This is a genomic window from Halorubrum hochsteinianum (assembly GCF_023702125.1).
Classification (GTDB): domain Archaea; phylum Halobacteriota; class Halobacteria; order Halobacteriales; family Haloferacaceae; genus Halorubrum; species Halorubrum hochsteinianum.
In genome coordinates, this window is record NZ_CP098415.1 from 2,303,975 (window position 1) to 2,316,425 (window position 12,451).

Sequence of the window (12,451 nt, forward strand, 5' to 3'; positions counted from 1 at the left end):
CGGGTCGCCCGCGGGACGGCCTACTCGCCGAAGTCGGTGAGCGAGCCCGTGGGGGTATCGTCGTTCTCGTCGCTTTCGCTGTCGCCGCTTTCGCTGTCGCCGCTTTCTCCGTCGTCTCCGCTCCCCTCCTCGTCACACGCCGCGGCCGCCGGGTCGCGCCAGGGATTCTCGGGGTCGACCGGCTCGACGGCGCGGTCGAGTTCCTCGGCGTCGTACTCCACGTCCTCGTCGAGCAGCATCGCGAGCCGCTGCCAGCGCGCGCTCCGCTCGTCCTCGCCCTCCGGGCCGACGCGCGCGCCGTGGGTCTTGAAGAACCTCGTCCCCCGGTCCAGCTTCGACCCCTCCCCGGTGTGGCCGTCGAAGACGGCGTCGAACCGGCCCTCGGGTTCGAGGTCGCCGACGGGGAAGTCGTGGGCCGGCTCTTCGCCGCGCTCGCGGGCCTCGGCCCTGACCTCGGCGACGGCGGAGAAGTAGGCGTCCGCGTTCGACGCCTCGCGGGTCGAGCGCGCGCGGGCGGCCGCCAGCGCGGCGTGGATCGCGCAGAGCCGGCCCTTCCACTCGGCGGGGTCCCAGCGCTCGGTGGCGAGCTCCTCGTAGCGTTCGATCGTGAGCGCGGCGTCGCTGCCCGCGCGGAGGTCCTCGACGACGTAGAGGTTGAGGCGGTCCCAGAGGTTCCACGCGTAGCCGGAGCGGGCCAGCTCCCACGCCGCCCACGCGGCGACCTCCTCGTCGGAGCGCCGCACCGCCTTCTGGAGAGTACTGGAGACGACGTAGCGGCTGTAGCCGCCGTCGGTCTCGTTCGCTTCTTTCTCCTCGCCGAAGTCGTTCTCGCCCGTCGCGTCCGGCGTCGTCTCGGTTTCGAGGCTTCCGTCCGACCCGAACGTCGCCTGTCTGTCGTCGCCGTCGGCCATATCTCCGCTCCCGCCGCGAGTGACTTAACAGCCCCGCGGCGGGCGCGGCCGAGTCGTCGATCCGCGCCGCGGTACTGCGGATCACACTCGTTTTGAAAGGGAACCCTTAAGTTGAATCCAGCAGGTAGCATACGGTAACCGCCCTTAGCTCAGCCTGGTAGAGCAGTCGACTGTAGATCGACTTGTCCCCCGTTCAATTCGGGGAGGGCGGACTGAATTTTGTACTTGTGAGCGACAGCGAACGGGTGCTGACCGTGCGGGACGACCGACCCGGATTGAGCAGACGAGTCGCAGCCCGCGCAGTGAGCGAAGCGAACGAGCAGGACCGTCTCGGCGAGTTCTATTCGGGGAGGGCGGACTTGCTTTTCACACTCGCGAGTGACGCAGTTTGGCGCGACGCGTCCCGCTTTTATTCTGGACTCGCGGCGTACATATTTCTCAGAATCCGCCTTCGTTTACCAGTTTGACCCTGTGTCGCCGTAACACACTTAAGAGCGCGCTCGATACGGGCACGTAGTGGCATCCCGACAGGGCGGGTCGGGGGACGCGGAGCCCCTCGCGCCCGGATCGACGGAGCGTCGGACCGCTTCCACGACCGCCGCCGCGAGCCGAGACGCGGGTGCGCGACCCCGGTCCCCGCCGGAGTCGCCAGCGCGCCGCCGCGCTCGGGCCGGCCGATCCGACCGGGCCGCGGACTATCGATCGGTCGATGCGGCCTCCCGCGGCGAGTCCGTCACCCGAACGCCGACGGACCCGCCGGTGCGCGATCCCTCGCTCTACGCGCTGACCGACCACTTCCGCGAACGGCTGGAACAGCCCGGCCGGTACGTGTCGACGCGCACCGTGAGCGACGCGATCCGCGAGGGGCAGCTCCGGTGGAACAGCACCGACGGCTGGCGGTTCGCGCTCGTCGAAGGCGGCGTGCGCTTCGTCGTGGTCGTGGGCGACACGGAAACGAACTCGCCGGTCGTCGTCACCGGCTGGACCGAGGTCGCGGACCGCGAGGCCGCGCTGGAGGCCCCGCGGTGGGACGGCGTCGACGTGGACACCATCGCGGTGCGCGCCGCCCTGAGCGAGCAGGCGTCGACGCCGATCCCCGACCGGATCCGACCCCGGACCGTGACGCGCCCGTTCGAAGTGGGCGAACATCGGTTGGAGACCCCGCCCGGCGACCCGTTCGTGCGCTGTACCGTCTGCGGCTGCCGGTTCCGCTCGAAGGAGGCGATCACCTCGCGGCGGTGCCGGAACCGATCGTCGGACTAGATCGAGTTCGGGATCGGGTCGACGGTGATCTTTCCGAGAACGCGATCGACACTCCCGAAGTTCCGACTGCCCGGTACTAAGCGACGGATTCCGTGACTGAGACCGCCGAAGCCCCAGCCGGGAGGCGGGCGCACGCTCGCTGCGCGCTTCAGTCGCTCACTCCGTTCGCTCCTTCCAGTGCTTGCGTCGTCATCAGAACGCGAAGCGTTCTGATTGGCTCACGAGAGCTTCGCTCTCGTGAACGCCTGCGCCCGCCTCCCGGCTGCCCCTTCGAGTCCCACCCCACACCGCAACCTCACGCCTCCCCAGCCTCGCGGCTCCCTTCGGTCGCCGCGTCCCTCGCGCGTGCTGGCTCGCGGCCTGTCGGCCGCTCGCAGGCACGCGCCACCGCAGTTCGATTCACCTCGTGACCGTGTTCCGTCACGGTTTGCGAGCGCCGAGCCGGGGACGCTACCCATTTCCGCGTCGCGATCGAATCGATGGCAATGACCGACGAAACCGGCGATTCCGCCGGATCCGACGAGGAGGGCCCAGTCGACGAGCGCGTCGACGGCGGGGATGGTGGCGACAGCGACGCGGATGCCGTCCCCGACGACTCCGAGGACGCCCCCGAAGACCTCTCGATCGACCGCTTCCACGAGGCGCTCGAAGCCGAGGAGCGCCCGGTCGCGACCGCGAGCGAGGTCGCCCGGCGGCTGGGGACCACGCAGGCGGCGGCCCGCGACGCGCTCGGCGCGCTCGTCGACCGCGGCGACGTGGACCGGCTCGACGTCGAGGCGGATCCCGTCGTCTTCTACCCGCGCGACTGGGGCGCGCTGGCGAGCCGCGAGCGCGTCGTCGTCTTCCCGAAGCGCCGCGAGATCGTCGTCGACCGGCCGACGCAGTACACCCGGGCGCGGCTCTCGCAGTTCGCGAACCTCGTCGACACCACCGGCACCGAGCCGGGGACCCGGGGATACCTCTATCGGATCCGACAGGAGGACGTGTGGGCCGCGCCGTTCGACGACGCCGACGCGCTCGTGGGCGCGCTCCGCTCGGTGCTGCCGCGACGCTACGAGCACCTCGAAGCGTGGGTGCGCGACCAGTGGCGGCGCGCGCACCGCTTCCGGCTGTACACCCACGCGGACGGCTACGTCGTCCTCGAAGCCGCCTCCGAGAACCTGATGGGCAACGTCGCCGACCAGCACCTCGACGACGACCACCTCCGCGCGCCCATCTCGGACACCGAGGCGTGGGTCAACGAGGACGCGGTCGCCGTGGTCAAGCGCGCGCTCTACGACGCCGGCTACCCCGTCGAAGACGACCGCGACCTGGAGACCGGCGACCCCGTCGAGATCGACCTGACGACCGAACTGCGCGACTACCAGCAGACGTGGGTGGACCAGTTCCTCGACCGCAAGTCCGGCGTGTACGTCGGGCCGCCCGGCTCCGGGAAGACCGTCGCCGCCATCGCGACGATCGCCGCGGTCGGCGGCGAGACGCTGATACTGGTCCCCTCCCGCGAGCTGGCGGATCAATGGCGCGAGGAGCTCCTAGAGCACTCCACGGTCGACCCCGCGGACATCGGACTGTACCACGGGGGAACGAAAGAGGTCCGACCGGTGACGATCGCGACCTACCAGATCGCCGGGATGGACCGCCACCGCTCGCTGTTCGACTCCCGCGAGTGGGGGCTGATCTGCTTCGACGAGGCGCACCACGTCACCGCCCCCGTCTACTCCCGCACCGCCGAGCTACAGAGCAAACACCGGCTCGGGCTCTCGGCGACGCCCGTCAGCGAGACCGGCAGCGAGGAGGAGATCTACACCCTGATCGGGGGGCCGATCGGGGCCGACTGGGACGCCCTCTTCGAGGCCGGCTTCGTCCAGGAGCCGGAGGTGGAGATCCGGTACGTCCCGTGGCGCGACGAACTGGCCGAAAGCGAGTACGCCGCCGCCGACGGCCGGGAGCGCAGACGCGTCGCGGCCGAAAATCCCGCGAAGATCGAGGAGCTCCGCTACCTGCTCGCGGCCCACCGGGACAAGAAGGCGCTCGTCTTCGTCGAGTACCTCGACCACGGGAACGCCATCGCGGACGCGCTCGACGCACCCTTCATCAGCGGCGAGACGCCCCACCACGAGCGCGCCGAACTGTTCCGGCGGTTCCGCGCGGAGGGGGCCGACGCCGAAGACGCCGGCGACGACCTCGACGTCCTCGTCGTCTCCCGGGTCGGCGACGAGGGGATCGACCTCCCGAACGCCGAACTCGCGGTCGTCGCGAGCGGACTGGGGGGCTCCCGGCGGCAGGGCTCGCAGCGCGCCGGCCGGACGATGCGGCCGACGGGCTCCGCGCTCGTCTACGTCCTCGCGACCCGCGGGTCGAGCGAGGAGGAGTTCGCCCAGCGGCAGATGCGTCACCTCGGTCGGAAGGGCGTCCGCGTCCGCGAGACGAACGTCGCGGAGTAGCTGCGCGGCGACTCACCGCAGGGCGTCCCGGAGCGCCGCCGCGCCCCGCTCGATCGACGATCGCGGACTCCGCGGGTCGTCGTGCTCGTACACGAGCCACGCCGCGTCGGCGGCGCGGGCGCTCGCGACGACCGCGTCGAGGTCCACGTCCCCCTCGCCGAGCGCGACGGAAGCGCCCCGGTCCACGTCGGCGTCGGCGACGTGAACGTGCGTGATCCGGTCCGCGTAGCGGTCGATCAGCGCCGCGGGGTCGACGCCGGCGACCGCGGCCCAGCCGGCGTCCGGTTCGAAGCCGAGTCGCTCGTCCGTGCGCGCGAGCAGCGCGTCGAGGGCGGTCCCGCTCGCGTCGGGGTCGGTCCCGCTCGCGTCGGGGTCGCTCCCGCCGCCGAGCGCGACGAACTCGTGGTCGTGCGTGTGGTACGCCAGCCGGAACCCGTCGCGATCGAGGGCGGCGGCGAGGTCGCTCAGCCGGGTCGCGACCGCGTCGACGGTCGCCGCCGTCTCGAAGCGGCTCGGGTCGAGCCACGGGATCACGAGCAGGTCGACGCCGAGCCGGTCGTAGAAGTCGGTCGTCGCCGCGTAGTCGTCCTCCAGCGCGTCGATTGAGACGTGCGCGGCGGCCGCGTCGAGGCCGGTCCGATCGAGGGCCTCGCGGACGGCCTCGGGCGATTCCTCTCGGACCCGATAGGCGAACTCGACCCCGTCGAACCCCGCGTCGGCGACCAGTTCGAGGCGCTCGGGGACCGACGCGTCGAGGCCGCGAAGCGTGTACAGTTGGACGGCGCAGTCGACCATGGTGGTCGCTCTCACGCCCGGACCGTAGCCGTTTCGGCGGGAGCGTCGGCGTTTCGGCGGGAGCGTCGGCGTTTCGGCGGCGCGACCGCCCAGGGACCGTCCGCGCCGCGGGGTTCCGTTCCCCCTCTCTCACTCCCCCGATCCCGCTCTCGGTCCGCTCCGCGTCGAAGCCTTCAACACCCGGTCGGTCGAGTTCGCGGTATGGACTCGGACGACCCCGCCAGTCGCGACGAGGCCGCGGACGACGAAGCCCCCGCCGCCGACGATCCGACCGTCGCCGAGGCGGTCGTCGACGCCATGCTCGACCGCGGCGTCGACACCGTCTTCGGCATCCCCGGCAAACAGACCCTCCCGCTGAACCGGGCGCTCGCCGACCGCGACGCGCGGTTCGTCGTCGCCCGCCACGAGACCGCCGTCCCCCACCAGGCGTGGGGGTACGCCGAGACGAGCGAGCCGGGCGGGATGGCGGCCACCTGCGTCGTCCCCGGGCCGGGCGACACGAACGCGATGAACGGGCTGAAGAACGCACTGAACGACTGCGTCCCGCTCCTCCACCTCGCGGTCGAGACGGAGCGGTCGGTCCGCGGCGGCGACGGGATCCACGAGACGCCGCCGGAGACGTACGACACGGTCGTCAAGGAGAACGTCACCGTCGACTCGCCGTCGGGCGCGGTCCCCGCCGTCGTCGAGGCGATCCGCACCGCCCGCGAACACCCGCAGGGGCCGGTCCGCGTCGGCATCCCGAAGGACGCCCTCGCGAGCCGGACGCCGCAGCCGGCGGTCGGCGACCGCGACCCGTCGCCCCCGCCGACGCCGCCCGCCGACGCGATGCGCGAGGTCACCGACCTGCTCGCCGAGGCGTCGTCGCCCGTCGTCCTCGCCGGCGGCGGCGTCAGGCGGTCCGGCGCGAGCGACGCCCTGCGCGCGGCCGCCGAGCGACTGGACGCGCCGGTGGTGACCACCTACAAGGGGAAGGGGACGCTCCCCGAGAGCCACCCCCTGTCGGCCGGCGTCCTCTGTGGCGGTGCCAGCGCGGAGCTCCGCGACCTCCTCGCGGACGCCGACGTCGGCCTCGTCGTCGGCTCCGACCTCGACGCGGTCGCGACCGCCTCGTGGTCCGTCTCGATGCCGGAGACGCTGGTCCACGTCACGCTCGACGGCGACGACGTGGGGTTCGGCTACGAGACCGACCGCGGCGTCGTCGCCGACGCCGACCGCTTCCTGCGCGCGCTCGACGACCGGCTCGGGGGCGACGAACGAGCCGCTGACCACGAGCGATTCGCGGACGGCGCGTCCGACGCCCCCTCCGGCGCGGAGCGCGCGGAGTCCGTCCGCGCCGCCGACCGCGAGCGGTTCGCGGCGCTGTCTGCGGGAGACGCGGGTGACGACGACCGCGCCGACGCCCCGCTCCGGTCGGTCGAGGTCCTCTCGGCGGTGCGCGACGCGGTCCCCGAGGAGGCGGTCGTCACCGCCGACGCGGGCGGATTCCGGCTGTGGACGCTCGTCTCGTTCCCGGCCTTCGGGCCGCGGTCGTACGTCAACCCCGGCTCGTGGGCCACGATGGGCACCGGGCTGCCGTCGGCGATGGGCGCAAAATTGGCGAACCCCGACCGCGACGTGGTCGCGCTCACCGGCGACGGCGGGCTCATGATGTGCGTTCACGAGCTTCACACGCTGGCGAGCGAGGGGATAGACGTCACCGTGGTCGCACTCAACAACGACGACTACGCGATCATCAGCGAGGAGGCGTCGCGGTCGTACGACTTCCCCGAGGGGAGCTACGGCTGGGCGGAGACCGGGCTCGACCTCGTCGCGGTCGCGTCGGGGATGGGCCTGCCGGCGGAGCGCGTCCGCGAGCGCGACGCGGTCGGCGACGCCGTCGAGCGCGCCCGCGCCCGGGACGGCCCGGCGCTCGTCGAGGTCGTCACCGACCCGGCCGAGCCGCAGGCGAGCGAGTGGATGACCGGGCCGCGACCCGGGGAGTGAGCCGTTTCACGCCGATCGTTCCCGAGATCTGAAGCGATCTATATGAGGTTCCACCGCCGAGTGCGCGTATGCGAAACCCGTGGGTCCACGACGACGTTCCCGACGACGCCGGATCGGGCTACGACGGTCCGGTGCGTCTGCTGGGGGCGTTCATGTGGGGGTCGCTGCTCCTCGGGGTCGGCGGGTTCGTCCTCCTGTCCGGCGCGGGCGTCGTCGACCTCGCCGACGGCGGATCGTTCGGCGAGGTCGTCACCGGGGTCGTCGCCGCGCTCGCGCTCGCGCTGTCGATCCCGATCCTGCTGAAGCTGCTCGCTATCTCGCGGGCGCTCGCCCTCCTCGCCCTCCTCGTCACCGGCGCGTCGGTCGGACGGTTCGTCGTCGTCCGCGAGCCGGAGCAGTTCCAAGCGCTGCTCGATGCCGGCGACGCGATTGCCGGGAACGCGGGCGCGCTCGGCGACCTCCTCGACACCGTCGACTCGATGTCCCCCGCGACGGGAGACGGGGCGGCGGCCGCGTTGGTCGACGGCGGAGCTGCCGCGGTGTTCGACACCGCAGCGACCGCGATCGTCGACACCGCGGCGGTCGCGTTCGTCGCCGTTCCGGTCGCGTGAGGCCGCGGGCGGCCGCCGGCCGCGGGATCAGAGCGGGACGGTCCCGTGTCCCGGAACCGGACGGACGTGAGCCTTAACAACTGTCGTCGTGAACGCCGCCCATGACGCATCCGAACGACGTCGCCGTCGGGATCGTCGGCCTCGGCGGCATCGGGTCCCACCACGCGACGCGGCTGACCGAGCGCGGCGCGACCCTCGTCGGCGGGATGGACGTCGACGCCGACGCCCGCGCGCGTTTTCACGAGGAGTTCGGCGTCCCCGCCTACGAGGACGAGACCGCCCTCTTCGACGACTGCGACGCCGTGTTGGTCACGACGCCGAACCGCTTCCACGAGGAGTACGCGACCGCGGCGCTGTCGGCCGGGCTCGACGTCCTCATCGAGAAGCCGCTGGCGCACACGCTGGAGAGCGCCGAGCGCATCGCCGACGCCGCCCGCGACGCCGAGGGATTCTGTATGGTCGGGTTCAACAACCGGTTCGCGGAGCCGGCGCAGGTGATCAAACACTATCAGGACGAGGGACGGTTCGGCGAGACCACCCACGTCGAGGCGAACTACGTACGCCGGCGCGGCGTCCCCGGGCGCGGCTCGTGGTTCACCTCGGCCGACGTCGCCGGCGGCGGCGCGCTCATCGACATCGGCGTCCACGCGATCGACTTGGCCCTCTACTTCCTCGATCACCCCGAGGTCGTCGAGGTCTCCGGACAGACGCGCTCCGAGTTCGGCGGCCGCGACGACTACGCGTACGTCCACATGTGGGGCGACGACTCGGGTCCCGAGGAGTTCGACGTGGACGACTCCGCGTCGGCGTTCCTCCGCGCCGCCGACGGCAGCACCGTCTCGCTGGAGGTCGCGTGGGCGACGAACCGCCCGCCCACCGAGGAGTTCGTGGTCCGCGGCACCGAGGCGGGCGCGACGTTCGACCGCGCGAACGACGACCTGACGGTCCACGAGGCGGGCGTCGGCGGCGGCCACCACCTCTCGGACACCGAGATCGAGACGCGCGACGGCGACGCCCACGCCGCCGAGCAGGCGACGTTCCTCGAAGGGGTCGCCGCGGGCGAGACCCCCGCGATCAACACCGTCGAGGAGGCGCTCCGCGTCCAACGCGTCATCGACGCCGTCTACCGCTCCGCCGACCGGGGCGAGGCCGTGCGGCTGGACTGACCGACACGCCGACCGGCGATACGCTTACGTGAGCGATCGGAGAAACACACGGCCATGAGGCCCTCCAGCAGCGGCGCGGCGGCGTCCGGTGACTCGCGAGCGCCGGAGACGGCAGCGAACGTGGCAGAGACGGCCGACAAAACGGCGGAAACGGCACGAGACGAACCGGGCGTGAGACGGCGCTCGGTCCTGACGGCAGGCGTCGCCGGCGTGTTCGCCGGACTCAGCGGCTGTCTCGGTGACGGTGACCGGTCGCTCCCGTCGACGCCCTCCGGGTCGTGGCCGCAGCACATGCGCGACGGGGCGAACACGGGGGCGACGGCGGCGACCGCCCCGTCGCGCGGGAACCTCGCGTGGACCTCGGACGCGTTCACGCGGTGGCCGCCCGTCGCGGTCGACGACGAGGTGTACGTCGGGAACGTCGACCCGAGCCCCGGTCCGAAGGTCGTCGCGCTCGACGCGACCGACGGCTCCGAGCGCTGGCGCGTCGACATCGAGGAGGCGGGCCACTACACCTCGGCCGTCGTCGGGGACTACCTCGTCGCCGCGTACGGCGACCGGGTCGTCGCCCTCGACCGCGAGTCGGGCGACCGGGAGTGGACCGAGACGCTGTCGGGCACCCTCTCCTACACTGAGATCACCGCCGTCCCCGCGGAGTCGCTCGTCTTGATCCCCCGCAGGTCCGGGGGGGAGGGTGGTCTCACCGCGCTCGACGCCGCGACCGGGGAGGAGCGGTGGGCCGAACCGCTCCCGGGCTCCGTCGAGGACCCGCCCGCGGTCCGGGGGGACGGCGTGTTCGTCGCCGCGGACTCGGCGCTGTACCGGCTCGATATCGCGGACGGAAGCGAGGCGTGGCGTCGAAACGTCGGGAGCGTCGCGCTCGGCCCCAGCGCGACCGCCGCGGGACTCCTCGTCGCCGCCGACGGCGACCTCGCGGTCCGGGACCCCGACACCGGAGACCGACTCCGGGCGCTCGACGGGTACGACGGCGAGGTCCACGGCGTCGCGGTCGCGGACGGGACCGCGTACTGGCTGACCGACGAGCGCCTCGCGGCGGTCGACGTCGCGAACGGGACCGAAGTGTGGCGTCTCGACGCCGCGGGCTCTCAGGAGGGGCTCTGCGTCGGCCGGGAGACCGTCGTCGCGCCGGTCAGGTACGAGGGATTCGACTTGGAGACCGCGTGGCCCGCGGTCGCCGCGTTCGACCGCGACACCGGGGACGTGCGTTGGTACTATCACATCGACGGGTTCGACGTGATGTTCACGACGCCCCCGGTGCTCGTCGACGGCGCGGTGTACGTCGCCGCTAACACCATCGACGCCGTCGGCGCGCTCGGGGACGTACCGCCGTCTGACGAGTCTGGACTCCTCTGAGCCGGGGAGACGCCCGGTCGTTACCCGCTCGGCGGGGTCGCCCTCCCGCTCGCTTCGGGCGGTCGCGTCCGCGATGGGAACCTATTCGGTGCTGGGACCGAACACATCAGCCAACTCGTGACCCGCGATCCAGGCCCGACGCCGCCCTCCGAACGGATCACCAGCCTCGACGCGCTCCGGGGGTTCGCGCTGCTCGGCATCCTCCTCATCAACGTCTGGGTGTTCTCGATGCCCGAGCAGACGCTGTTGAACCCGAACGTGTACGCCGACGCCGCCGCCTACGGCGATCTCTCGGGCGCGAACTACTGGGCGTGGTTCGCCGGGCACGTCTTCGCGCAGTCGAAGTTCATCACGATATTCTCGGCGCTGTTCGGCGCTGGAGTCCTGCTGTTCGTCGAGAGCAAGGAGGCGAAGGGCCAAGACGCCGTCCGCCTCCACCTCCGCCGGACCGCGGTGCTGATCGGGGTCGGTCTCCTCCACGCGTACCTGCTGTGGTACGGCGACATCCTCGTCGCGTACGGGCTCACCGGGATCTTCCTGCTGTACGTCCGCGATCTCGACGCCCGGCAGCTCGCCGGGCTGAGCGCGGTGTTCCTGCTGTTCCTCCCGGCGGTCGAGCTGTTCACCGCGGTGTCGATCGGGGGCGAGGCGATCGCCGGCCAGTGGCTGCCCTCCGAGGCCGCGCTGCGCCAGCAGGTGGCCACCTACCGCGGCGGGTGGCTCGGACAGATGAGCCACCGCGTCGACTCGTCGTTCCAGCGCCAGACGACCGGGTTCATCGGCCAGAACTTCTGGCGGATCGGAGGTATCATGCTGCTCGGGATGGCGCTGTACCGATGGGGCGTGTTGACCGGCGAGCGCTCGACCGCGTTCTACCGCCGGCTCGTCGCCGGCGGCGTCGTCGGCGTCGGAATCGTCGTCGCTGGGGTCGCGTACGTCGAGGCGAACGACTGGAGCGCCGACGCCGCGCTGTTCTGGCGGCAGTTCAACTACGTCGGGAGCCTGCTCGTCGCCGGCGGCTACGTCGGGGCCGTCACCCTGTTCGTCAGGTGGCGCGGAGAGGGCATCGTGACTACGGCGCTCGCCGCCGTCGGCCGGACCGCCTTCACGAACTACCTGCTCCAGACCGTGATCGCGACCACGGTCTTCTACGGCCACGGGCTCGGCCTGTTCGGCTCCGTCACCCGGGTCGAGCAGTACGCGATCGTCGCGGCGATCTGGGCGGTCCAGATCCCGCTGTCGGTGCTGTGGCTGCGGTACTTCCGGTTCGGTCCCGTCGAGTGGGTGTGGCGGACGCTCACCTACGGGGAGGCGCAGCCGATGCGGCTCGACGGGTGACCGCCCGAGCGTGAGTGGTCCCGCTCGTTCTCCGAACTGAGACTCGCGAGGACACGTTCAACACCCTCCCGCCGAACGCTCCGCACATGGCCGACTTCGACGTTCACGACCACCGCCACGAACTGAAACAGCTCCGCGACGCGGGCGCGACGAGCCTCTGGGAGAACCGCGAGGAGATGGCCTGTCCGGTGTGCGACGACGTCTTCTCGCGGCTGTTTGTCACCGAGCAGACCGGAACAACGTTCCCCGAGAACGACGGCGCGCGGTTCTGCCTGCTGCGCGACGACGACGCCGTGTTCCTGTTCAGACACTAAGCGCACGGGCGATCGGTTACACGGGGCGTCGGCTCCGTCGAAATCCCCTCTTCAGACGTATTCTCGCCTGAAACGACTGGTCGATGAGAGCTGCTAATGAATCGAATTACTATCGTTTGTTCACAAACGACGAGCGATCTCGTACGCGATTGATGTCGGGAGAAGGATAGCGAATATTACAAGCGTGATTTCCTCTATTGTCAGGCCAGATTGCGTAAGACCTGCGTAGAAGTAGAGTGCTCCGGTGGA

10 protein-coding genes and 1 tRNA gene are annotated in these 12,451 nt (G+C 71.4%); 9 read left to right on the forward strand and 2 right to left on the reverse strand.

The annotated features are described in order from the left end of the window. Positions 1 to 20: 20 nt before the first annotated feature. The gene (locus NAF06_RS11740; protein WP_008585722.1) at positions 21 to 911 is read right to left on the reverse strand and encodes a hypothetical protein; all 891 of its coding nucleotides are present in this window, start codon (positions 909 to 911) and stop codon (positions 21 to 23) included. A 138-nt stretch (positions 912 to 1,049) separates the two neighbouring features. On the opposite strand from NAF06_RS11740, the gene NAF06_RS11745 reads away from it, so the two are divergent. The 3 genes from NAF06_RS11745 to NAF06_RS11755 all read left to right on the forward strand — a co-directional run bounded on the left by NAF06_RS11745 (position 1,050) and on the right by NAF06_RS11755 (position 4,618). After that, positions 1,050 to 1,123, forward strand: a tRNA-Tyr gene (locus NAF06_RS11745). Positions 1,124 to 1,427: 304 nt separating this feature from the next. Next, positions 1,428 to 2,174 (forward strand): hypothetical protein, encoded by a 747-nt coding sequence (locus NAF06_RS11750; RefSeq protein WP_192813814.1) that lies wholly within the window; start codon positions 1,428 to 1,430, stop codon positions 2,172 to 2,174. Between the two features lie 485 nt (positions 2,175 to 2,659). Continuing rightward, positions 2,660 to 4,618 (forward strand): DEAD/DEAH box helicase family protein, encoded by a 1,959-nt coding sequence (locus NAF06_RS11755; protein WP_008585718.1) that lies wholly within the window; start codon positions 2,660 to 2,662, stop codon positions 4,616 to 4,618. Positions 4,619 to 4,630: 12 nt separating this feature from the next. Here NAF06_RS11755 and NAF06_RS11760 read toward each other — a convergent pair whose 3' ends face one another. Next, positions 4,631 to 5,413: a sugar phosphate isomerase/epimerase family protein gene (locus NAF06_RS11760; protein WP_008585717.1), complete on the reverse strand. Its 783-nt coding sequence runs from the start codon at positions 5,411 to 5,413 to the stop codon at positions 4,631 to 4,633. A gap of 201 nt (positions 5,414 to 5,614) precedes the next feature. Here NAF06_RS11760 and NAF06_RS11765 point away from each other — a divergent pair, with 201 nt between their 5' ends. The 6 genes from NAF06_RS11765 to NAF06_RS11790 all read left to right on the forward strand — a co-directional run bounded on the left by NAF06_RS11765 (position 5,615) and on the right by NAF06_RS11790 (position 12,202). Next, the gene (locus NAF06_RS11765; RefSeq protein ID WP_008585715.1) at positions 5,615 to 7,399 is read left to right on the forward strand and encodes a thiamine pyrophosphate-binding protein; all 1,785 of its coding nucleotides are present in this window, start codon (positions 5,615 to 5,617) and stop codon (positions 7,397 to 7,399) included. 68 nt (positions 7,400 to 7,467) lie between these two features. Then, positions 7,468 to 8,010 (forward strand): hypothetical protein, encoded by a 543-nt coding sequence (locus NAF06_RS11770; protein ID WP_008585712.1) that lies wholly within the window; start codon positions 7,468 to 7,470, stop codon positions 8,008 to 8,010. Between the two features lie 101 nt (positions 8,011 to 8,111). Further along, complete coding sequence (locus NAF06_RS11775) at positions 8,112 to 9,176, forward strand: Gfo/Idh/MocA family protein (protein ID WP_008585706.1); 1,065 nt, start codon at positions 8,112 to 8,114, stop codon at positions 9,174 to 9,176. Between the two features lie 54 nt (positions 9,177 to 9,230). Beyond that, positions 9,231 to 10,550, forward strand: a complete 1,320-nt coding sequence (locus NAF06_RS11780) for an outer membrane protein assembly factor BamB family protein (protein WP_049908839.1) — start codon at positions 9,231 to 9,233, stop codon at positions 10,548 to 10,550. Between the two features lie 117 nt (positions 10,551 to 10,667). Then, a complete protein-coding gene (locus NAF06_RS11785) occupies positions 10,668 to 11,888 on the forward strand; it encodes a DUF418 domain-containing protein (RefSeq protein ID WP_008585704.1) in 1,221 nt (406 codons plus the stop codon). 86 nt (positions 11,889 to 11,974) lie between these two features. After that, complete coding sequence (locus tag NAF06_RS11790; protein ID WP_049908838.1) at positions 11,975 to 12,202, forward strand: DUF7385 family protein; 228 nt, start codon at positions 11,975 to 11,977, stop codon at positions 12,200 to 12,202. The last annotated feature ends 249 nt before the right edge of the window (positions 12,203 to 12,451 follow it).